Annotated in this window: 18 protein-coding genes, 2 tRNA genes and 1 other annotated feature; of the genes, 5 read left to right on the forward strand and 15 right to left on the reverse strand. The window is 41.4% G+C overall.

The window, feature by feature from the left end:
- Positions 1-3: 3 nt before the first annotated feature.
- The 3 genes from argS to J7Q78_RS05180 form a co-directional block, all read right to left on the reverse strand.
- Positions 4-1,695, reverse strand: a complete 1,692-nt coding sequence (gene argS, locus J7Q78_RS05170; RefSeq protein ID WP_208421949.1) for an arginine--tRNA ligase — start codon at positions 1,693-1,695, stop codon at positions 4-6.
- A gap of 264 nt (positions 1,696-1,959) precedes the next feature.
- On the reverse strand, positions 1,960-3,897 hold the full coding sequence (locus J7Q78_RS05175) for an ABC transporter ATP-binding protein/permease (protein ID WP_208421950.1): 1,938 nt from the start codon (positions 3,895-3,897) through the stop codon (positions 1,960-1,962).
- A 210-nt stretch (positions 3,898-4,107) separates the two neighbouring features.
- Positions 4,108-4,178: transfer RNA gene (locus J7Q78_RS05180), tRNA-Gly, on the reverse strand.
- Positions 4,179-4,308: 130 nt separating this feature from the next.
- Between J7Q78_RS05180 and J7Q78_RS05185 the strand changes: the two genes are divergently transcribed.
- Together J7Q78_RS05185 and J7Q78_RS05190 are read left to right on the forward strand one after the other, a co-directional pair.
- Positions 4,309-4,506: a hypothetical protein gene (locus tag J7Q78_RS05185; RefSeq protein ID WP_154242391.1), complete on the forward strand. Its 198-nt coding sequence runs from the start codon at positions 4,309-4,311 to the stop codon at positions 4,504-4,506.
- A gap of 177 nt (positions 4,507-4,683) precedes the next feature.
- Positions 4,684-6,276 (forward strand): APC family permease, encoded by a 1,593-nt coding sequence (locus tag J7Q78_RS05190; RefSeq protein WP_208421951.1) that lies wholly within the window; start codon positions 4,684-4,686, stop codon positions 6,274-6,276.
- A gap of 176 nt (positions 6,277-6,452) precedes the next feature.
- Here the strand turns inward: J7Q78_RS05190 and J7Q78_RS05195 are convergent, their stop codons facing one another.
- The 3 genes from J7Q78_RS05195 to J7Q78_RS05205 all read right to left on the reverse strand — a co-directional run bounded on the left by J7Q78_RS05195 (position 6,453) and on the right by J7Q78_RS05205 (position 8,428).
- Positions 6,453-7,259 (reverse strand): HAD family hydrolase, encoded by an 807-nt coding sequence (locus J7Q78_RS05195; protein WP_208421952.1) that lies wholly within the window; start codon positions 7,257-7,259, stop codon positions 6,453-6,455.
- A 156-nt stretch (positions 7,260-7,415) separates the two neighbouring features.
- A complete protein-coding gene (locus J7Q78_RS05200) occupies positions 7,416-7,865 on the reverse strand; it encodes a MarR family winged helix-turn-helix transcriptional regulator (protein ID WP_154242393.1) in 450 nt (149 codons plus the stop codon).
- A gap of 479 nt (positions 7,866-8,344) precedes the next feature.
- A tRNA-Leu gene (locus J7Q78_RS05205) sits at positions 8,345-8,428 on the reverse strand.
- A 100-nt stretch (positions 8,429-8,528) separates the two neighbouring features.
- On the opposite strand from J7Q78_RS05205, the gene J7Q78_RS05210 reads away from it, so the two are divergent.
- The gene (locus J7Q78_RS05210; RefSeq protein WP_208421953.1) at positions 8,529-9,365 is read left to right on the forward strand and encodes an NAD(P)H-hydrate dehydratase; all 837 of its coding nucleotides are present in this window, start codon (positions 8,529-8,531) and stop codon (positions 9,363-9,365) included.
- A 33-nt stretch (positions 9,366-9,398) separates the two neighbouring features.
- Here J7Q78_RS05210 and J7Q78_RS05215 read toward each other — a convergent pair whose 3' ends face one another.
- From J7Q78_RS05215 to J7Q78_RS05230, 4 genes are all read right to left on the reverse strand, one after another.
- A complete protein-coding gene (locus tag J7Q78_RS05215) occupies positions 9,399-10,109 on the reverse strand; it encodes a pseudouridine synthase (RefSeq protein ID WP_208421954.1) in 711 nt (236 codons plus the stop codon).
- Positions 10,106-11,743, reverse strand: coding sequence for a putative polysaccharide biosynthesis protein (locus tag J7Q78_RS05220; RefSeq protein ID WP_154242396.1), 1,638 nt, complete (start codon positions 11,741-11,743; stop codon positions 10,106-10,108). The genes J7Q78_RS05215 and J7Q78_RS05220 overlap by 4 nt, the downstream gene beginning before the upstream one ends.
- Before the next feature lie 248 nt (positions 11,744-11,991).
- The gene (leuS, locus tag J7Q78_RS05225) at positions 11,992-14,415 is read right to left on the reverse strand and encodes a leucine--tRNA ligase (RefSeq protein WP_208421955.1); all 2,424 of its coding nucleotides are present in this window, start codon (positions 14,413-14,415) and stop codon (positions 11,992-11,994) included.
- 59 nt (positions 14,416-14,474) lie between these two features.
- Positions 14,475-14,682: a binding site (T-box leader), on the reverse strand.
- Between the two features lie 23 nt (positions 14,683-14,705).
- Positions 14,706-16,586 (reverse strand): muramidase family protein, encoded by a 1,881-nt coding sequence (locus tag J7Q78_RS05230; protein ID WP_208421956.1) that lies wholly within the window; start codon positions 16,584-16,586, stop codon positions 14,706-14,708.
- Positions 16,587-16,790: 204 nt separating this feature from the next.
- Here J7Q78_RS05230 and J7Q78_RS05235 point away from each other — a divergent pair, with 204 nt between their 5' ends.
- Positions 16,791-17,429, forward strand: a complete 639-nt coding sequence (locus J7Q78_RS05235; protein ID WP_208421957.1) for a phosphatase PAP2 family protein — start codon at positions 16,791-16,793, stop codon at positions 17,427-17,429.
- A 3-nt stretch (positions 17,430-17,432) separates the two neighbouring features.
- Positions 17,433-17,993 (forward strand): class I SAM-dependent methyltransferase, encoded by a 561-nt coding sequence (locus tag J7Q78_RS05240; protein WP_208421958.1) that lies wholly within the window; start codon positions 17,433-17,435, stop codon positions 17,991-17,993.
- A gap of 158 nt (positions 17,994-18,151) precedes the next feature.
- Here the strand turns inward: J7Q78_RS05240 and J7Q78_RS05245 are convergent, their stop codons facing one another.
- Genes J7Q78_RS05245 through J7Q78_RS05265 form a run of 5 tightly spaced genes read right to left on the reverse strand, consistent with a single transcriptional unit; the run spans position 18,152 to position 22,130 of the window.
- A complete protein-coding gene (locus J7Q78_RS05245; protein WP_328798325.1) occupies positions 18,152-18,787 on the reverse strand; it encodes a copper homeostasis protein CutC in 636 nt (211 codons plus the stop codon).
- Positions 18,788-18,819: 32 nt separating this feature from the next.
- Positions 18,820-19,674 carry an undecaprenyl-diphosphate phosphatase gene (locus J7Q78_RS05250; protein WP_173011548.1) on the reverse strand — a complete coding sequence of 285 codons (855 nt, stop codon included), beginning with the start codon at positions 19,672-19,674 and terminating at the stop codon, positions 18,820-18,822.
- A gap of 59 nt (positions 19,675-19,733) precedes the next feature.
- A complete protein-coding gene (locus J7Q78_RS05255) occupies positions 19,734-20,663 on the reverse strand; it encodes an RluA family pseudouridine synthase (protein ID WP_154242403.1) in 930 nt (309 codons plus the stop codon).
- Positions 20,653-21,459 (reverse strand): NAD kinase, encoded by an 807-nt coding sequence (locus tag J7Q78_RS05260; protein ID WP_154242404.1) that lies wholly within the window; start codon positions 21,457-21,459, stop codon positions 20,653-20,655. Before J7Q78_RS05260 ends, J7Q78_RS05255 begins: the two co-directional genes overlap by 11 nt.
- On the reverse strand, positions 21,456-22,130 hold the full coding sequence (locus J7Q78_RS05265) for a GTP pyrophosphokinase (protein ID WP_154242405.1): 675 nt from the start codon (positions 22,128-22,130) through the stop codon (positions 21,456-21,458). The genes J7Q78_RS05260 and J7Q78_RS05265 overlap by 4 nt, the downstream gene beginning before the upstream one ends.
- Positions 22,131-22,276: the final 146 nt, after the last annotated feature.

A 22,276-nucleotide genomic window follows, 5' to 3' on the forward strand; every position in this document is an offset into this window, starting at 1 on the left:
ATGTTACATTTCTTTAGGTGCTTGGACCCCTAATAAATCTAAAGCGGCTTCTAATACGATGCTGACACTCTTCACCAATGATAGACGCGCATTTTTTTGATCGTCGTCTACTAAAATCTTAGAGTTAGCATAATACTTGTTAAATGCTTTTGCCAAACGCAACGCATATTTGGCTATGATTGATGGTTCATATTCTTTACTTGCGCGGACAATAACGGCTGGGAAATTACTTAACATTTTCAAAACATCCCAAGCATTCTCATCAGCAACGACTAATTGATCCTCCAACACGACTTCTTGGTTCGCTTTTCTCAAAATGCTTTGAGCGCGTGCATTGGTATATTGCACATAAGGTCCTGTTTCACCTTCAAAACGAACCACTTCTTCTAAGTCAAAATCGAAATTATCTAAACGGTCATTCTTTAAATCATGGAAAATAACAGCGCCAATTCCGACTTGTTTAGCCACTTCTTCGCGGTTAGGCAAATCGGGATTCTTCGCTTCAATCTGAGCGCTAGCTAATTGCACAGCATCGTTTAGAACTTCTTCTAACAAAATTACGCGTCCACTACGAGTTGATAATTTCTTACCCCCCTGCGTAATTAATCCAAACGGAATATGGTGGATATCATCTGACCAGTCATTACCCATTTCTTTTAAAACAGCCTTCAATTGCTTGAAATGTTCCCGTTGTTCGCCACCAACGACGTACAATGATTGCACAAAATGATAAGTATCGTGCCGATAAATCGCTGCTGCCAAATCACGTGTCATATAAAGTGTAGCGCCGTCTGATTTTTTAATCAAAGCAGGATTTAAGTTGTATGCCGACAAATCAACGATTTCAGCACCACGACTTTCTTGTAACAAACCTTTTGCTTCGATTGCTTCCACTACGGCATCCATCTTATCGTTATAAAAGGCTTCACCGTTATATGAATCGAATTCGACCCCTAACATATCATAAATCTTTTGGAATTCTTTCAAAGATTCACTTCTGAACCATGACCAAAGTTGCGTCGCTTCTTCATCCCCAGCTTCTAATTTCCGAAACCATGCACGTGCTTCATCATCTAACTCAGGGTGGGCCACGTCTTCTTGATGGAACTTAACGTAATATTTCAACAGGTTCGTAATCGGATCGGCTTTGACTTCTGCTTCACTTCCCCATTTCTTGTAAGCCACAATTAATTTACCAAATTGTGTCCCCCAGTCACCCAAGTGATTAATCTTAATTGGCTTGAAGCCCACTTTTGTCAAAATCTTAGCAATTGAATTGCCAATCACAGTTGATCGTAAGTGGCCCATTGAGATCGGTTTAGCGATGTTAGGTGATGACATATCGATTGGCACGTTGCCACCTTTCCCAAGGTCACTTTGCCCGTATTTAGCGGCTTGGGTTAAAACGGTCTTCAAGATTTGGTCACTAAAAGCCGCCTTATCCAAGAAAAAGTTGACATATGGGCCATTGGCAATGACTTTTTCAAAGCCTGTCTGATCTATTTTTGCAACTAAGTCTTGAGCGATTTGTTGGGGTGCTTTCCGTAATGTTTTCGCTAAGATAAACGTTGGAAAAGCATAATCCCCTAAATCTGACGTTTTTGGCGTTTCAATGAGTTGTGCTACTTTATCTGCTGGTAAACTGTCTCCTAATGCGCCCATCAAGGCAGTGGTTACTTGTTGTTTAAAATCCATGTTGATAGCCTCCTTAATATTTGTGAACAAAAAAAGTCCCTTTCAAATAAATGAAAGAGACGAGAATTCCCGCGGTACCACTCTGATTGATCAATCGATCCACTCAATAGTATGCAATTGTTCAACCAAAAGCGCGCCGCATCAACTTGATTACCCACCTTACACCATCTATGAGCTCGCTATAAATCGCTGTTGACGTTATTCTTTTGACTGTTCGAACTTGATAACTAGTATATAGAACTTAGCTGCACTTTTCAAGCGCAATTATTCTGCCGCGAGCGCTTCAATTGGATCTAACTTAGCTGCCTTACGTGATGGTGCTAGGGCCGCTAAGAGACTGATAATAACGCTAATTATTATCCCGAATAGAACATAGCCACTGGTAATTGCCACAATTGGCATATGCGTTAATGGTTGTGCGAGCGCATTGACAACCAATTGCCCCAATCCAGCAATTCCGGCCCCGAGAACACTTGATAATAAACCAATCAAGAAGGCTTCTGAAACAAATAAGTGCCGAATATCTTTCTTCCGCGCACCGATTGCCCGTAGGATCCCGATTTCTTTTGTTCGTTCTGACACACTGATGTACAATACCACGATAATCATAATTGCCGAAACGAGTAATGAAATACCAGCAATCCCAGCTAAGACATAAAAGGCTAACATCAAGTAAGTGTTAATTGAATCGAGGATTGCGCCGACCCCAGTAATTTGGTAATCCTTCTGGGTTTTACCATTGACTTTGCTACTGTAGGTTTTAATTTTATTTTGGACGGCTTTAACATTTTGGGTCTTATTAACCGTAACCGCCGCAAAGTTCGGTGCAAACGTTAACCCTTGAGCTTGGTACATTTTAGCTAAGGTGCCATATGTGACGGCTTCAGTCCCAGAATTAATAATCCCTGAAACTTTCACGTCTTGGCGCATTTGTACAGGGCGTTGATCCTGACTGATGGCATTCACGTAAATGGTTACTGTCCGACCAACCATTTTCTTATAGTTTTTATCGAACTTCTTAGCCATAGCCTTCGTTAAAATAATTTCGTTGGCTTTCGGTTTAGTCCCAGTCTTAATATCTTGGATGCGTTCAGTCTTATTGAACGTTTGGAACATTTGGACTGTTTCACGCTTTTTTTGGTAGTGCACTTGCACGCCATTTGTGTAATAGCCCTTTTCGACCTTCGTAACGTTTTTAACCTTGTTCAACCGTTTGATATCCTTATCAGCTAAGTTGCCTTGTTCACCGGCTTCAATCTGTTTACGCGTAACGTTTCGCGCAATCTGAATCGTATTTGGATTAACTTGCGATGAAATTTGGTCATTAATGTAGCCCGTCACGCCTTGACCCAAGCCAAGCATTAAAATGACGGAGAAAATCCCAATTGACGCGCCTAAAATAATGAGTAAATTTCGCTTAATATCATAGCGCATATGTTGCATCGCCATTTTAAAAGCAGACATGAAACTCAATGGACTACTCTTCTTAGCTGTTGGACCAGTTGGCGCTGGGTAAGCCGGTTTTAATTGTTTGTCATAATCAATTTGACCATCAACCATGTGCACAACCCGCGTTCCATGGTCAGCAACTGCCTGTGAATGGGTCACAGCGATTACGAGTTTGCCATCTTCGGCAATTTTTTGCAAAATTTCGAGAATTTCAGTCGTATTCTGGCTATCTAATGCGCCGGTTGGTTCATCAGCAATGATTACGTCTGGATCAGCAGCCAAGGCCCGTGCAATAGCGACCCGTTGCTTTTGCCCACCTGACAATTGGTTGGGGTGTTTATGAATATGTTCTTTCAAACCAACTTGTTCCAATAAAGCAGTCGCTTTGGCAACACGTTCCTTATGGGATAGATCAGTCATTTCAAGTGGCACCATCACATTTTCTAAGTTAGTCAAATGACTAATTAGATTAAAGCTTTGGAAAATAAAGCCAATCGTTTGGCTCCGATAAGCATCGAATTTCTTTTCAGATGCATTCTTTAAGGATGTCCCATCAACAATGAGTTCCCCCTCATATTGATGATCTAACCCGCCAATAATGTTTAGTAACGTTGATTTCCCGCCACCAGATTCTCCAAGAATCGAAACAAATTCACCGCGGTCAAATGTTAGGTTGATCCCTTTTAAGACTTTAAATTCGGTCTTATTCATATAATAGGACTTATGAATATCTTTAATTTCTAATAATGTCAATGTCGTCCGCTCCCACTGCTTAGATTGCTCGTAAGTGTTACGAGTTTTAGTCGCTAGATAATAATTATACTGTATCAGAGCACTTTTGAGTAAACAATCAGCCTTAAGTCCTAAAATAATATCCTGTCAGTTAGACAGGCTCTATGAGATTAACTAAAAAAAGGCCCTGACAAAACATTTTGTCAGGGCCTTTTTTGAAAGATTCTTTTAAGCGAGTGACGGGAATCGGACCCGCGACGCAAGCTTGGGAAGCTTGAGTTTTACCACTAAACTACACTCGCATTACTTGATATAGTATAGCACATTATTTTCGATTTGTGCATATTTTTTTCAAAAAAAAAGGTTAAACGCTTAACAAATAACATATGTATGCGGTATACTGTTGATAATAACTTGATTGGAGTCCTTTTAATGGCCGATTCACAAAATACAATGCCTGAATCAACCGCTTTTCATTGTCCTGCATGCCAGGCCTCAATTGAATACGGTATTAAACGTTGCCCAGATTGTCAGACTGCGATCTTTTATCGCGATATGTCTGAAACATTTTGGAACGAACGCAAATTAAATCTTTTTAAACAAACAGACGCCATTCAACGGGGTTATTAACTTAAATTAACCATTCAACCGCCACTTTTGTGACGGTTTTTTTAATGGTTGATAATTAATTTAGAAGGCGATTCCATTGCTAATTTAACAGGCATTAATCCTGATTTTAGGCGCATTTTTAATTTGAAACCGCCGGTGATGGTTGCTATAATGTCACACCATACACAGGAGGTTTTTATGATAGAGAAGAACAAAATGAGTTTATTTAGCCTAGTGATGCTCGGTTTAAGTTCCATCATCGGTTCTGGTTGGTTGTTTGGTGCATGGGAGGCAACAACCGTAGCTGGCCCAGCAGCCATCATCTCTTGGATTGTCGGGGCAATTGTGATTGGTGCAATTGCCTTTAATTACGTTGAACTCGGGACGATGTTTCCTGAAAGTGGCGGTATGAGTCACTATGCCCAATATAGTCACGGTTCATTACTCGGTTTCATTGCGGCTTGGGCCAATTGGGTGTCATTAGTTACCATTATCCCAATTGAAGCTGTTGCCGCCGTACAGTACATGAGTTCTTGGCCATGGGCTTGGGCCAATTGGACGAATCACTTTATGCACCACGCTGAAATTTCTAATCGTGGCTTGCTCATCGTCTTTGCCTTCATCATCGTCTTCACCCTTTTAAATTTTTGGTCAGTTAAATTCTTGACCCGTTTTACCAGTTTCATTGCGATTTTTAAATTAGGTGTGCCATTATTAACGATTATCATGTTAGTCTCAACTGGTTTTCATACCAGCAATTTCGGCCATTCAATGGCCACCTTTATGCCTTATGGAGCTGCCAAAATTTTTGCGGCCACTTCGATTTCGGGGATTATCTTTTCCTATAATGCCTTTCAAACGGTGATCAATGTCGGTAGTGAAATCCGTAATTCTAAACAAAATATCGGGCGCGGCATTGCGATTTCCCTTGGTATTAGTATTGTGATTTATTTACTGTTACAAGTGACGTTTATCGGTTCCGTTTCACCTGCACTCCTGGCAAAGGTCGGTTGGCACGGTTTAAACTTCCAATCGCCATTTGCTGACTTAGCAATATTACTGGGGATCCATTGGTTGGCTGTCTTACTTTACTTAGATGCCTTTATTTCCCCATTTGGAACCGGCGTTTCCTTTGTCGCTTCTTGCGCACGAACACTAGCTGCCCTTAAGCAAAATAAACACATGCCCGCCATTGTGGGGCGCATGAATGAACACTACCATATTCCCCGAATCGCGATGGTTATCAACGCTATCGTCAGCATGTTACTTGTTTCAATTTTTAGAAGTTGGGGAACATTAGCTAGCGTGATTTCAACGGCAACGTTGATTGCTTACCTAACCGGCCCAGTCACCGTGATGTCATTACGTAAAATGGCACCGGATATGAACCGGCCAGTTCACTCACCTTGGATGAAGATGATGTCGCCACTATCGTTTGTTTTGGCTAGTTTAGCGACTTACTGGGCTATGTGGCCGACAACAATCAAGGTAATTGGTGTCATCATGCTTGGCTTGCCCTTTTATTTCTACTACGAATACCGCATTCATTGGCAAAATACTTGGGCGCAGTTCAAAGGAAGTCTATGGCTAATTACCTATCTTGCCTTACTCTCATTAATTTCATTTTTAGGCAGTCGTGAATTTAACGGCATTAATGTGATTCCATATCCACTCGATTTCGCCTTAATTAGCGCATTGGCCCTCGTCTTTTATTACTGGGGGATTATCAGTCGCTTCTATTCAAAATACTTCTCACGTGCAACGCGAATTAACGATGATGTTCAACTTTAAACATTCGCAAAAAGCCACCAAACAACTTTAATAGTTGTTTGGCGGCTTTTTTTAGGTCTCTTACATCCTGAATTAGCCGGATTAGCCATGAAAAATAGCTCAATCTTCCAAACGATTTAATACTCAGTGGCCGCTTTCATGGTTAAATAACAATCAAGTGAACGTTGCAACATCAATTATCGCTGATTAGGTGTTAAAAGCAATTTCTGAATCACTTTTAACACCCCATAGTTTTCATTAGTGTCGGCGCGGTAATTCGCATATGGCCTCATATCGTCAGCAGCATTCCCCATCAAATAGCTATGTTCAACCATTTGCAGCATTTCTTTATCGTTATAAGTGTCACCAAAAGCCATCATTTGCGACGGCGTCAAGTCGAAATAATCCGCTAAAAAACGCATCGCATGGCCTTTATTGATGCCCTGATTCATAATATCGATCCATTCAACACCGGCAACTGTAACCGAATAGGCTGATTCAAATTCAGGTGCAAAGACAGCTTCGTATTGTGCCTGACTATCTTTTCCTGGGAAATAAATCGTAAACTTATTGGCTGCCACCCTAACTTGCGTCAAATCAGGCACGTATTCAATATTGGCATAAAACTGGCGTAAAGTCGCGTCATAAGCTTGGTATTTTGTTTCGACATACGCCGCATCCATCCCGCAAATCACAGCAATGTTATTGGCTGTTTGATTAACAAATTGTACCATTCGTTGGTAATCGGCTAATGGTAATAAACTCTTGAATAAAGTTTTACCTTGATAAGCAATTGCGCCGCCGTTATCACTGACGTAAACCATGGTGTCAGCAAATTCTGGGAACATTTGCTCTAACGTGTACATTGGTCGACCGCTAGCCGCTACGAATTGAATCCCTTTAGCATGTAGTTGATGAATGGTTGGTACGAAGTCTGGCGGCAACTGTCCACGCTCGGTTAATAAGGTATGATCCATATCGGATGCGATTAATTTAATTGTCATACTGAGCCCTCGCTTATTCCTTAGATACCTTATAATGTACCGTTTTTAACAGTTCATCGCAATCGGTTACATTTACAATTGGCAAAATCCATATCGCTTGTAACCTCCCGTCCAACAACACCTAATCGCCACGCTCCATTAAAATTCTATCTGATTTCAAACTTGAATTTCATTAATATTGAATGCTTTTTTAACGGCATCAGCCATCAGTGCGATTTGGTTATCAAATTCATTCCAATTGGTGGTGTCAAATACGGAATCTAAACTATTAATCATGTCATTACTATTTAGTCTAATCTTCAATAACAATTGCTTGCCTTTATTTGTAAGGCGGTAGTAGACCTTACGACTATCACCGATAAAACTTCCTACATTAGCGCGTTCGATCAATCCTTTCTCACCCAACGATTGACATTGACGCGAAATGGCTGGTCGAGAAACGCCCATGCAAGCCGCAAGATTGCCCGGCGTTTCTTCTTTTTCGCGATCTATTTTTTCCATCAATAAATATTGTTCGAGTGATAAATCAATATTTTGCAAAACTGTAACAAATAATTGATCTAAAATATTACGACATTTAATAAGCGTTAGTAACTGATTATTCATAATAAGTATTACTCCTTCTATCTATTTTGAGGGCCTACATTATACGAACTAGTAATCCTACTCTGCTACACAGGCATTATATTATATAAATTTATTAAATGTAAATAGCTAAAATTAATGGTACTAACAAAAAGGTGTTTACAATAAGTTTTAATCCCGTTAATATTTCTTATTGAAAGTTAATGACTTTATACTGCTTTTTATTCATTAAATATAGCTTTAACTACGCTGTTGTTTAGCGCTTGTAGCCCTTAGCCATTTTTATGATTTACTTAACAACCGTATTGACAAGCAAGCATTTATTTAAAGCCATTGTATTCTACTAATGATTTAATTCTTTAAAATTGATATAACTTTTTTTGAATAATGCTAATCATTTTTGTTAAACCATGGTCTAAAAAAATCATTGCAGCCGATTCTTTTTTTGAACAAAAAAAGAATCACTATCCAAATCGATAGCGATTCTTTTCAAACCATAATGCCCGTGGCAGGATTCGAACCTGTACTTGGTTACCCAAACAGCGACCTGAACGCTGCGCGTCTGCCAGTTCCGCCACACGGGCGATTGTGTTACAAGTCTATTGTACCAGTGTTGCGGAGTCCTGCCAATACCCCTTTATTAATATTTCGCTTATAATAATGGTTAATAAGGGAGGAATTCATATGCAAGTTATTACAGATGCAACCGTTCGCGCAGTTTTAAAAGAACGACCGGCCATCAGTCATAAAGGTGATTTCGGCCGGATCTTGATTATTGGTGGTAGTCAGCAATATGGTGGTGCGGCAATAATGAGCGCTGCTGCGGCTGTTTATGCTGGTGCCGGATTAGTCTCAGTTGCCAGTGACTTAAGTATTCTGACAGCCTTACACACCCGCTTACCTGAAGCAATGTTTATTGATTATCAACAACCTTTCATCCAGTGGCGTGCTATTATTCAATCAGCCGATGTGCTTGTTGTCGGTCCAGGTCTCGGACTTAGTCCATTTGCTGGGCAATTACTCAAGAACCTGTTACAAACCGTTCACCCGAAACAAACAGTCATCATTGATGGCTCGGCCCTAACCCTAATTGGACGTGAACATATACCGTTACCAAACGCCAATTTAATCTTAACTCCCCATCAAATGGAATGGGCTCGCCTCAGCAACCTCTCCATTGATCAACAAACAGTTGCTGCTAATCAAGCCGCCCTCACCGCTTATCCTAATGCAACACTCGTGCTTAAAAAGCATCATACTGTAGTTTATCAGCATGAACAGGTCCAACAATTGACCATTGGGGGCCCTTCAATGGCAACCGGTGGCAGTGGTGATACACTAACGGGCATCATTGCTGCCTTTTGTGGTCAATTTGGGACCAGCTATCAGACCATTTGTGCCGCCGTTTATACTCACAGCGCGATTGCCGATGAACTCGCCAAAACCCAATATGTTACACTTCCCAGCCAAATCATTCAAACCTTGCCCCACTATATGGCAAAAATCGCACACCAATCCTAAAAAAACAGCAACTTTTTTCAAAAAGTTGCTGTTTTAATTTGCTTTAAGTAATGTCACTTCTGTTTCTGTAAGGGCCCGGTATTGGCCCCGTTTTAAATCATCCGGCAATTCAAGTGGTCCCATCTTGATCCGTTCCAACGTCAAAACTTCCTTACCAACCGCATGAAACATCCGTTTCACTTGATGAAACTTACCTTCATGAATCTCAATCGTAATTTGACTTACCTGTTGAGCGGTATCCACATTCAAAATGTCAAGCTGCGCTGGTTGGGCCGTAAAATCGCTCAACACAAGCCCCGCTTCAAATTGTGCTTGATCATCGGCCGTCACAACGCCGGCAATCGTCGCACGATAAACTTTGCTGATATGCTTTTTCGGACTCAACAAAGCATGGCTTAGATCACCATTATTCGTCAACAATAATAAACCAGTCGTGTCTTTATCTAATCGGCCGACTGGAAATAAATCATCCCGGCGATCAGTATCTTTTAACAAATCCAGCACCGTTTTCTGTGAATCAGTCGTCGCCGAAACCACCCCTGCCGGCTTATTCAGCAACCAATAAAAATAGGTTTGATAACGCACTGGTTCATCGTCAACATAGACCATTGTCGCCTCGTCCACTTTGAACTTCGCATCCTTGACCACCGTTCCATCAACGCGCACGCGTCCGGCTTTAAAAAACGACTTCAATTCTTTGCGTGATGCCACGTTCATGTGGCTTAAAAACCGATCAATTCTCATTTAATTCTCAACTTTCTTCTGAAGCGATCTAAGTTATTACCAATAACATAGTCGGCTAGGCGCGATTTAAGCACTAATACGGCGTAAACAGCCACCCCAAGGCCCACACTGATTGTTAAGACTAAAACGCTCTGTAGACGGCTATACGGGTTAAAGACGAGATATAACACCTTGACGGCCCCTGCCGTGACCAAATACATCACTAGTGAAAAGCCCAAGACGCCGATTAAACGCCGAATAGTCTTGCGTAATGCAAAGTGATAATAGCGGTGTAGTGCTGCAATCATTAAAAGCGAACTTGTCGCAAAGGCTAAGCCAGTCGATACTAACGGGCCGTATACCCGGAAAAAATAGATGGCTGGATATTGCGCCACGATTTTAACGATGAACCCGATGAATAAGTAAAACAATGCTAGGCGATTCTGGTAGAGTCCTTGAAGCACAGCGCCTAGAACTGTAAATAACCCGAGCATGATTGAAATATAAGCCGAAAATTGTAAAACGCTGATACCAAGTGTGTCATGCGCATAAAATAACGTATACAGCGGTCCCGCAACAGCCGCCATCCCAAAGGCCGCTGGAATCATTACCAAGTTAAATAGTTGTAATGTACTGCCAATTTGGTGTTGCAGTTCCTTTTGATTGCCCCGCACATGGGCGGCGGACATTAACGGGATTGCCGTCACCGCCATCGCGGCAGCCAATGAAACAGTAATTGAAATCAGTTTATTCGCATTGGCTGCAAATAAAGCATATAAGTTATACAATTGATGATCACTGGCAATCACGAAATCGTGCATCATCGGATTAAATGTGTATTGATCGATGATATAGACCAAGTTGACACTTGCATCGATCACGATGAAGGGAATCGATTGGCGCACAATCCCCTTCAACAAATCAGTCGTTGACACCTCTAGTTCATTGTTACTATTGGCCACTAACGCTGAAATCCGGCCACGCTGTTTGAGATAATAGAAAACCAATAATAACAAACCAGCGGCGGCGCCGATAAATGCAGCAAACGTCGCTTGGGTCACAGCATCCACGTAACTACCTTTTAACACTTGCATAATCATGAAAGCCGACACAGTCATATACAATACCCGCGCTGCTTGTTCGATAAATTGCGAAATCGCAGATGGGGCCATCTCGGCATAGCCTTGGAAAAAGCCCCGCATGATACTCAACAATGGAATAATCAAAAGTGGCCAGCTCAATGATCGGAAGACCGGTACCATGCGTGAATCACCCGCCGCTAAAACAGGGGCTAACGCAAAGAGCGCAAGTGCTGATAAAATTCCCATTGCTAACATTAAAATCAACGACTTTCTGAAAAGACGCTGACCAATCCCGTATTCATTCATTTCATTATAGCGGGCAATTTGTTTCGATAACGCCCCTGGGATTCCGGCCGTCGATATAACTAAAAAAACACTATAAATTTGGTAACCACGTGCAAATAATGTATTGGCTTGTAAGAAATTTGCGCCAAACCAGATTGGCCATGGAATCACATAGATGGCACCTAGAATCCGCGAGAAAATACTCCCCGCGGTCATCCAAGCAGAGCCCCGTAACATCTTACTTTGTGAAGATTTATCCGTCGCCTTTGTTTCAGGTGAATTGGTCATTTCCCATAACTCCCTTATTAAACGTCAAAAAGCATCTTCCTACCATTTTAGTTGATTGCTCTAGGCCTTGCAATTCCTTTAACAAAACTTTATGAAAAAAGAGGGCTTTAACGAGCGTTTAGATTTAACATGACCATTCCATATTTTAAATAAAAAAGCAGTCACTGTTTTCCAACAGTAACTGCTTGATCGAGCCCAAATCACTAACTAGGTTAATCCTCAGAAAATAATTAACTTATTGTGCAAGCTTAGTTTGCGACAATATTAACCAATTTATTCGGAATGGTAATCACTTTGCGGACTGTCTTATCTGCGATGAATTCGGCAACTTTTTCGTTTGCTTTTGCCATCGTTTCTAACGTTTCCTTTGGTGTATCTTTGGCGACGGTTACTTTGGCCTTTAGCTTACCATTAACTTGGAAAATGACTTCCACTTCATTTGCAACCAAGGCTGCTGGGTCAAATGTTGGCCAGGCCTCATAACTGATTGAATCGCTATGGCCAAGCATTGCCCATAATTCTTCCATCATATGGGGAGCAATTGGAGCTAATAACTTCACGAAGCCTTCTGCGTATTCACGTGGCAATGTGTCAGCCTTATACGCATCGTTGATGAAGACCATCAATTGTGAAATGGCCACGTTAAAGTGCATGCTTTCAAAGTCTTCTGTAACCTTCTTAACCGTTTCATTGTAGCTTTTCTTTAATTGATCGTCGTTGTCAGTAACAATCTTACTTGAAAGTTGGTCGTTTTCATCCGTATCTTCTTCAGTATATAAACGCCATACCCGATCCAAGAATTTACGTGCACCAGCCAAGCCCTTTTCACTCCAAGAAATTGAAGCGTCTAATGGGCCCATAAACATTTCGTATAAGCGCAATGTGTCGGCACCAAAACGATCCACAACATCATCAGGGTTAACAACATTGCCTTTTGATTTGGACATTTTTTCGTGGTTATCGCCTAAAATCATTCCTTGGTTATATAAGTGTTGGAACGGTTCTTTAGTTGGCACCACGCCGATATCATACAAGAACTTATGCCAGAAACGCACATATAATAAATGAAGAACAGCATGTTCTGCACCACCGATATACATGTCAACCGGTAACCAGTCTTTTAACTTGGCAAAGTCGGCCAATTTATCAGGGTTCTTAGGATCGATATACCGGAGATAATACCAAGAGCTCCCCGCCCATTGTGGCATTGTATTGGTTTCACGACGGCCTTTACGCCCATTTTCATCCGTCACATTTAACCAGTCTGTTAAGTTGGCAAGTGGACTTTCACCTGTGCCGGAAGGTTTGATATCACTTGTTAATGGTAATTTAAGTGGTAATTGATCTTCTGGAACGACTGATGTGGTGCCATCTTCCCAATGAATAATTGGAATTGGTTCCCCCCAGTAGCGTTGCCGTGAAAACAACCAGTCACGTAACTTGTAACTAACTTGTGCATGACCAGCATTATGCGCTACTAACCATTCAATCATCTTATCAATGGCCGCTTGTTTATCTAAGCCATTCAAGAAATCTGAATTAATCATCACACCCGGTTCTGTATGAACGGCTTCTTCAGGGTTACCACCAGCCACAACTGGTTTCAGTGGTAAATCAAATTTCTTCGCAAATTCCCAATCACGCGGGTCATGCGCAGGGACAGCCATCACAGCACCTGTCCCGTATGAAGCGAGAACGTAATCTGAAATCCAGATTGGTACCCGTTCGCCGTTCACTGGGTTAATCGCATAAGCACCAGTAAAGGCCCCCGTTTTATCCTTAGCCAAGTCAGTCCGTTCAAGATCACTTTTGTGTTCGATTTCTTTCAAGTAAGCATCAACCGCCGCTTTTTGTTCAGGCGTCGTGATGTCAGCCACTAATTTATGTTCTGGCGCCATCACGATGTAACTGACACCAAATAATGTGTCCGCACGGGTGGTGAAGACATCAATCTTGGCATCATGGTTTTCAACAGCAAATGAAACTTCGGCGCCTTTTGAACGCCCAATCCAGTTGCGTTGCATATCTTTAACACTTTCGGGCCAATCAACAAGGTCTAAGTCGTCAATCAAACGATCAGCATAAGCCGTAATCTTCAACATCCATTGACGCATTGGTTTCCGATAAACAGGATACCCACCACGTTCTGTTTTGCCGTCAATCACTTCCTCATTGGCCACCACTGTTCCTAAATCTGGGCTCCAGTTAACAGCAACTTCAGCTTCATAAGCCAAGCCTTTTTCGTACATTTTTTCAAAAATCCATTGCGTCCATTTATAGAAATCCGGATCCGTTGTGTTGATTTCCCGATCCCAATCGTATGAGAAACCAAGTGAATTGATTTGCCGTTTGAATGTATTGATATTTTTTTGTGTAAAATCGGCAGGATTGTTTCCTGTATCCAATGCGTATTGCTCAGCAGGGAGACCGAATGCATCCCAGCCCATTGGGTGTAACACGTTGAAGCCTTGCATCCGTTTCATCCGAGCTAAGATATCAGTCGCTGTATAACCTTCAGGATGTCCAACGTGTAGACCTTGTCCTGAAGGATAGGGGAACATATCTAATGCATAGAAATTTTTCTTATTTTTATCTTCTGTTGTTTTGAACGATTTGTGTGATTGCCAGTAGGCTTGCCACTTTTGTTCAACCGCGCGATGATTGTAAGTCATGTCAGACACTCCTTTTTTTGTTCATTTAACGTCAATAAAAAAGTCCTATGGTATAAATACCATAGGACGAATTGACCGCGATGCCACCTAAGTTCTGCCCAGTTCAAACTGGGCAACTCTCTGGCCGTAACGTGGCTGACGTTCCTATCTACTTAATTTCAATAGAAAACTCAAAGGCGAGTTCGCTAAGTTTAATGTCGTGTTCACACTCACCACACGCTCTCTGAACATCGCCACTTAACTACTAATCCCTCTCAACGTTAAATAATTGTTTTTAGCATACCAAACTCTTACTTTAATTTCAAGACTTGACCAACCAAGATTAAATCAGAATGTAAATTATTTGCTGATTTTAATTGTGCGACACTTGTATTATTTCTTTGAGCGATTGACCAGAGACTATCACCAACTTTAACCGTATAAGTCTTACCAACAGATGTTGGTGCTGTCACGCCAGTTGTTAATGTCAAGACTTGGCCTGGATAGATAAAGTTATTCTTAATATGATTAGCCTCAATTAATTGCGCCATCGAAATACCGTTACGCTTAGCAATCCCCCAGACAGAGTCGCCAGCTTTAACCGTATAACTCTTGCCAGAAGTTTGGCCTGAATTTGAACTATTTGAATGATTATTTGCATTACCGGATGTTGCGCCTTGGCTAACTACTAATTTTTGACCAGGATAGATAAAGTTGTTGCGAATATTATTCCATTTAACCAAGTCAGCCATTGAAATGCCGTAACGGTTCGAAATTGCCCAGACGGAATCCCCCGCTTTCACGGTGTAAGTCTTATTTGAAGGTTGATTATCATTATTGTTATTCGAATTATTATTGTTTGGATGATCAGTTGTGTTTTTTGAGACGATTAAAACATCGCCAGGATGAATCAAATTATTCGTAATATGATTCCAACTAATGAGATCGTTCATTGAAATGCCGTATTTGTTAGCAATCGCCCAAACTGAATCCCCTGCTTTAACCGTATACTGATCACCGTTGGTTGGGTTCGTTGGGGTGGTTGTTCCGCTATGATTATCGTCTGTTGCGCTCTTTGAAACAGTCAAAACTTGGCCTGGATAAATTAGGTTATCCTTAATATTGTTCCAACTGATTAAATCATTCATCGAAATACCATACCGGTTAGCAATCCCCCAGACAGAATCGCCTGCTTTAACCGTATATTGTGTCCCATTTTCAGGGGTGATTGGGTTCGTTGGGGTGGTTGTCCCTCCGTTGTTACCAGTATTAGTTCCTGGTGTATCATATTGCGTTAAATTGTATTGTTGAATTAAGCGGTTCAAACTTGAGGCATAATTAGTCGCTGTTGCGTAGCGTCCTTGTAGGTATTGTGTGGCTTCTTGATAGCTATTGGTATGACTCTTAAATGCACCTTGATAATAAGGCGTTGAACCAAATGATGTATTACGTAGTACATGCACATAATCTTGTAATGATTGGTAGTATGAAGGATACTTTCTAAAGGCAGCTTGAATCTGGTACATGTTCCCGTGCCCATCATCTTCCCAAGTCCACATGTAAACGGAGCTACCGTTATAAGTTCCTTTTACCCCAAACAAGTTATAGTTAGGGGCCGAACCTAAACCGCTGCTCCCGAATCCTGATTCTAATGAAGCTTGGGCAATCATAACAGAAGCATACAAATCGTTATCACCAGCTAATTGTTGTGCTGAACTAGCGATGGAATTGATAAAGTTTTGTGCACTTGAATTAGCAGATGCCATAACAACCCCAGCTGTTGCGATATTGGCACTTGTGCTTTGGACCCCAGAAATTGGTTGTGCCTGAGAGGGTGCTGGTTGTGGGGTGGCCACCTTTGTCGCCTCATTTTCAGTCACTTGCGGTTTAACAACCGGTTGTTGACCTGCTTGGGACTCATTGGTTGTTGCGCTTGAACGAGTTGTTGATGAAGTTGCACTACTTGTTGTATCAGCTGTTGCAACTTGGTCATCATTGTTGGCACTATTTAATACATCTTCAGTGGCGGCTTTGGCGCGATTCGAAAAACTAGGGGCAATTGCTGAGCCCATCAAGACGGTTGCTCCTGCAAAAGTCGTCACATTCCGAACTTTCTTAATTCTAATTTCCCGCTTTTGCTTATGTAAGCTTACCTTTTGAGCTGCAATTCGCTGTTTTCTAGTCTCTTTCAATTCTAACGCCTCCGAATTTTCATTATTATACCTGTGGCACAATTCGCTTGAGCTTCATTTAAACTTTATTATAATATTAATAAAGCGGAAAAACAATCCTATCACATAACTACTTTTTTAGTTGGCTTATGCTCAATAATTATTGTATCATTTGGTAATCTTCTTTGTCTCTAATTACTGCTTATTTTGAAAGGATTTCTTAAAATGACCAAACGATTTTCGGCTAGTCTATTCATTGTTGGGACAATCAGTTTTCTAATGATTTTAATTAGCGTGATGCATCATGCGGCTTGGGTTGCACCGTTTGATGCCATGATCAGAACTGGCGTCCGTTCGCTTTCTTCCTCATTAATGGATAGCATCAGCATTGCGATTACGTCCATTGGCAATCCCTATAGTATAATGATTTTGACCACCATTGTCACCCTTGGCCTACTAAGCTTTAAACAATGGGCAGCGGCTTGCTTTTTAGTCATCAACATGACCGTTTTTTCAACGCTTAACTACTTGATTAAAATGATTATCCAACGACCGCGACCGCCCTTTCACCATCTAGTCTACGCAGGTGGCTACAGCTTCCCTAGTGGCCATGCCTCGGGAGCGCTCCTTTTTTTGGGGACTTTAAGCATCTTAGTCTACTACTTAATTCACCAACCCGTTTGGCAAAAAATAGTGATTGGTAGCTGTTTAATACTGGCCCTTGGCATCGGTCTTAGCCGAATTTACGTGCTCGTTCATTATCCGAGCGATGTCTTAGCTGGCTTTTTATTGGCAACGGCGTGTCTTGGCGGTTCATGGTACTGCTTTATTCATTTTAAATTATTACATTTGAAGGAGTCCTAACACATGATACTTAATCATCCCACTAAATTTGCCCATTTTCTATTAGACCAAGCAATCCGGCCCGGCGATGTTGTTATTGATGCTACCGTGGGGTACGGTGATGATACCTTATTTTTAGCAGAGCGTGTTGCTGATTTTGGACAGGTCTACGGTTTTGAAATTCAAAAAGAAGCCATCGACAGCTGCGCGGAGCGTCTCATCAAAGCCAACCAAGCGAGTCAGGTTACTTTGCTTAATCAGGGGCACGAGCGGATTATCACTGCTTTACCACCTGAATTAAAAGCGCAAGCCGCCATTTTTAGTTTAGGAACCCTCAGTCCAGATTCTTTTGAACATATTACCCTACCTAACACGACAATTTCCGCCTACCATCAGATTCTCTCACGGCTTAATCGCGGCGGTTTAATCGTATTCGTCATCGATCCCCGATTCAATGAAACGCAAGAAGAAATCGACTACTTAATCGCGGATTTAAGTCGGTTAGAACCAACTAATTACCGAGTATGTCATTTCAAGGCCGTTAATGTCGACCAAGGACAAGTACTGGCAATTGAAAAAATTTAAAGCATCCGATGTCAGTTATTAATTCACAAAGGATTAACGCAGACTGGTGCATAATTGCGCAGCAATTGTTTGCGACTCAGGATTACTTAGATGCACGACTAGCCTATTCAAACAACAAAAGCGCCCTGTCATTTTCAGATGACAGGGCGCTTACTATTTTATAATGTTCCGACCACTTTGGTACCGTGTACTTCAGAAAGTTGTAACCGTTCTGTTAATGCGTCGGCATTGTCGGCTGTAATCCCACCACCCGGTAAAATCACAATCCGCCCGTCGGCAGCTTGAATTAACATTTTTAAATGGGCTTCATTGATGGGAGCGGCCAATGGACCACCATGTGTTAAAATTCGTTTAACATCATGCTCAATTAACCACTCCATCGCTGCGACTTGTTGTTCTGTAGCAATTTCATCGAAAGCCATATGGAAAACAACTTGCATACCGCTAGCAGCACCAATTAACATTTCCATTGCTTCTTCGTCGATTTGATTGTCAGCTGTTAAACAACCAAGGACAATTCCATCGGCCCCTAATTCCTGAGCGGAAAAGATATCAGCTTCCATGATTTTTAATTCTTGATCATTATAAACAAAGTTCCCCCCGCGAGGACGAATCATCACCATCACTGGTACATCATGTTCATGGGCATAACGGATTGATTCAGCCATCACACCACGGCTGACCGTCGTGCCACCGACAGCCAAGTTGTCATTTAACTCGATTCGCTTAGCGCCATTGCGGATTGCTGCTGGAATTTTAGTAAAATTTTCAACACACACTTCTTTGATTATCATGGATGAATCCCTCCAAATTTAAATTTAACTCATTAAGCAAATAGCATTGCACCTAAGACGAGCACCCCTAAGATAATGCGGTACCAACCGAAGACTTTGAAATCGTTTCTCTTGATATACCCCATTAAAAACTTGATTGAAAGTATTGAGACGATGAATGAAACTAGCATGCCTACTAATAGGATAATTGATTGATCACCGGTAAAGGTATTACCTTGGAGCAAGAATTTACCAATTTTCAAGATGCTGACCCCGACCATGGTTGGAATTGCCATAAAGAAAGAAAATTCAGCACCCACAAACCGTGATGTGCCTAAAATAATTGCCCCTAAAATAGTCGCGCCTGAACGGGATGTTCCGGGAATGATTGATAAAGCTTGGAAACAGCCAATCCAAAAGGCGGTCAGCCAAGGTAACGTGTTGAGATCAGCAAATTTGGGCGTGACAGTCTTGTTGCGATTTTCAATCACAATGAATAAAATCCCATATAGAATCAACATGCTGGCAACAATCCAATTTTTCATCAAATGTTCATCCATCCAGTCATTCAATGGAAATCCGATAATCACTGATGGAATCACTGCGATAATCACCTTAAACCACAACGTCCATGTTTGTTTTTGTTCTAATTGGTTCTTATGTGATGAGAATGGATTTAATTTATGAAAGTATAAAACAACAACCGCCATAATCGCTCCAAACTGAATCACATAATTAAACATATCGATGAACGCTTTTGATTCATCAAGTTTCAACACACTGCCAACCAACACTAAATGCCCTGTTGAACTAATTGGTAGCCATTCTGTAAAGCCTTCAACAATCCCTAAAATGATTGTCTTAATCATATTCAAAGTTAACACAATACTAATCCCTCCGTAATCCATAATCGCTTATTTAGTATACGCATTCCAACGTTAGATTGCGACTTAAATTGAAACCTTAATCAAATTTTATTCAATTCATCTGCTGGAAAAGCTAACTGGCGTTGCTCCATGACTGCTTGAAAATCAGCTGGTAATGCGCTTTGAACCGTCACATACCGTTCTTCAAACGGATGATAAAACGTCAACTCGCGACAGTGCAATGCTTGCCGCGGTAATCGTTCATCAGCAATCCCGTATAAATTATCACCGATTAATGGATGCCCCAATGACGCAAAGTGAACCCGAATTTGATGTGTGCGCCCCGTCAATAACTTCAATTTAACTAGGGTTGCATCAATCCCATGGGCTTCTTGCCAAAACTCGGTTAACGAGCGTTTACCACCTGCACCAACCACCCGGCGCATGTAAAAATCATCTGACCGTTTAATTGGCCGATCAATCCACGCATGTTGCGGATAATCGCGGCGCATATCACCACTGGCAATCGCGACATATGTTTTTTGCAATTCTTTAGATTGGAGTTGCTTATCCAACAAACTATGGGCAAAGCCGTGCTTGGTAAACATCATCAACCCACTTGTATCACGATCGAGTCGCGTCACCACATGCACCACTTGGCTTTCAGCCTGTTGATCAATCAAATATTGTTTGACAAAATTAGCCATTGTATTGTGGGGATGGTTTGGCGCTGGTAAAGATGCGACGAACGCCGGTTTATCGACCACTAAAAAATGGTCGTCTTCAAAAACCACTTTCAAGTCCCCTTTAACCGGGATGACGTGTTCGACGGCCACTTCTGGCGCGAGATAGACAGTTACCACATCATTTTGAACCAGCTGGGCATTGGTATGTGCCTCTTGGCCATTGACGAGGATTGTGCCTCCTGCAAATTTAATTTTGGTTAATTGACTGCGAGAAAGCTTGTGCCGCCGTAAAAAATTCCGTAACACACAGCCTTCTGCATCTTGATATTGCCATTCAAATTTCATGTTTTGACCCAATAAATGCATCTTCGACCCGATCCCAAAAATGGGTATGCCGATAACGTGCAAATTGTATTCTTTCCTTTGCAATTTTGAATTGCATCGAGGCAATTGGTCGATCCTTAAATGTGAATTGATCAATTGTCACAACGTAATCACTTGTCTTAGACGGCTTCAATAATAACCATTCATCTGACGGCAGTACAATTGGTGCCGATAACGTTCGGTACACCCGATTGTTAATTGACGCAATTTCAGTCATCTGCATCGCCTCTAGTCGCGGATGTAAAACCGCCCCCCCAATCGACTTGCTATAAGCCGTCGAGCCAGTAGGGGTGGAAATACAAAGCCCATCGCCTCTAAAACTTTCAAAAAAATTCTCTTTAATGTAAACGTCCGTCCGCAAAGTCGCTGCATACCGGCGCAACGTCACTTCATTGAGCGCTAAATTACGACTAATCTCATGCGTATCAGCGTATTCAATCTTTACTTCCAGTAATGGATAACTAATACTCTGACCAAGATCTTCTTGTAAAGCGACCACTAAATCGTCGACTTCAAAGTCGCGCCAGTCTGTATAAAATCCAAGATGGCCAGTATGAACACCAATAAAACGGATATGATCTAAATCGCTAGCATAACGGTGAAAAGCGGCCAAAAGGGTCCCATCCCCACCGACTGAAATAACCACATCAGGGGTTTGCTCATCGATGACAAACCCTGTATTGATCAACTTTTGCGTTAAGCGATTGGCAACGTGAACGGAGGAACTACCGTTATTGCTAAATACCGTTACTCTCAATCTGGCGTCTCTCCTTCAGAATCGTTTTCAGTTGCCTTTTCAAGTGCATTTTGCCATTTCCCATATGAGAAGAGTTGTTGTGCTTCTTGAATTTCCTCGCGAATTTCAGACATTTCTTTATCTAACATAAATGATGCTTCAGCCGCTCTTTTTAAACGGGCCTTCAACGTTTCAGGAAATTCCCCTTGATATTTGTAATTTAATGAATGTTCAATTGTTGCCCAAAAATTCATCGACATTGTTCGAATCTGAATCTCGGCTAAAATCAATTTTTCGCCATTGATTAATTGGACTGGGTATTCAATCACAATGTGATATGATCGGTAACCACTAGGCTTAACGTTTGAAACATAATCTCGTTCTTCGATAATTTTCATATCAGTTCGTTGATGCAAAAGCCCCACAATTTCGTGGATATCTTCCACAAACTGACACATAATCCGCAAACCAGCGATATCTTGCATATCTTGTTCGAGTAAATCTTCTGTAATATAGCGGCGTTGCATCTTTTCTTTGATACTGTCAATTGGTTTAACGCGTCCGGTTACAAATTCGATGGGTGCATGTTCATTATTTTGTTGGTATTGCTTGCGCATCCCACGCAATTTGATTTTTAATTCACTAACGGCCTGTTCATAAGGCATTAAAAACTTTTTCCAATTTTCGACCATCATAAACCCCTCATTCACTCTGTCACATACAGCACTATTTTAACATAGATTAGAATTGAATAAATAATAATCGTCTGAAATACAAATTTCATTACAAGTCTGCTTTTTTATGCTACGATGATAATATTGCTTTTTTAAAAAGGAGC

It is taken from the genome of Latilactobacillus fragifolii (assembly GCF_905332535.1).
GTDB classification, from domain to species: domain Bacteria; phylum Bacillota; class Bacilli; order Lactobacillales; family Lactobacillaceae; genus Latilactobacillus; species Latilactobacillus fragifolii.

Bases quoted from the DNA above. Each gene is read 5' to 3' on its own strand.
- argS (WP_208421949.1), bottom strand. From the start codon at position 1,695: ATGGATTTTAAACAACAAGTAACCACTGCCTTGATGGGCGCATTAGGA.
- J7Q78_RS05185 (WP_154242391.1), top strand. From the start codon at position 4,309: ATGGCCGATTCACAAAATACAATGCCTGAATCAACCGCTTTTCATTGT.
- J7Q78_RS05190 (WP_208421951.1), top strand. From the start codon at position 4,684: ATGATAGAGAAGAACAAAATGAGTTTATTTAGCCTAGTGATGCTCGGT.
- J7Q78_RS05195 (WP_208421952.1), bottom strand. From the start codon at position 7,259: ATGACAATTAAATTAATCGCATCCGATATGGATCATACCTTATTAACC.
- J7Q78_RS05200 (WP_154242393.1), bottom strand. From the start codon at position 7,865: ATGAATAATCAGTTACTAACGCTTATTAAATGTCGTAATATTTTAGAT.
- J7Q78_RS05210 (WP_208421953.1), top strand. From the start codon at position 8,529: ATGCAAGTTATTACAGATGCAACCGTTCGCGCAGTTTTAAAAGAACGA.
- J7Q78_RS05215 (WP_208421954.1), bottom strand. From the start codon at position 10,109: ATGAGAATTGATCGGTTTTTAAGCCACATGAACGTGGCATCACGCAAA.
- J7Q78_RS05220 (WP_154242396.1), bottom strand. From the start codon at position 11,743: ATGACCAATTCACCTGAAACAAAGGCGACGGATAAATCTTCACAAAGT.
- leuS (WP_208421955.1), bottom strand. From the start codon at position 14,415: ATGACTTACAATCATCGCGCGGTTGAACAAAAGTGGCAAGCCTACTGG.
- J7Q78_RS05235 (WP_208421957.1), top strand. From the start codon at position 16,791: ATGACCAAACGATTTTCGGCTAGTCTATTCATTGTTGGGACAATCAGT.
- J7Q78_RS05240 (WP_208421958.1), top strand. From the start codon at position 17,433: ATGATACTTAATCATCCCACTAAATTTGCCCATTTTCTATTAGACCAA.
- J7Q78_RS05245 (WP_328798325.1), bottom strand. From the start codon at position 18,787: ATGATAATCAAAGAAGTGTGTGTTGAAAATTTTACTAAAATTCCAGCA.
- J7Q78_RS05250 (WP_173011548.1), bottom strand. From the start codon at position 19,674: ATGGATTACGGAGGGATTAGTATTGTGTTAACTTTGAATATGATTAAG.
- J7Q78_RS05255 (WP_154242403.1), bottom strand. From the start codon at position 20,663: ATGAAATTTGAATGGCAATATCAAGATGCAGAAGGCTGTGTGTTACGG.
- J7Q78_RS05265 (WP_154242405.1), bottom strand. From the start codon at position 22,130: ATGGTCGAAAATTGGAAAAAGTTTTTAATGCCTTATGAACAGGCCGTT.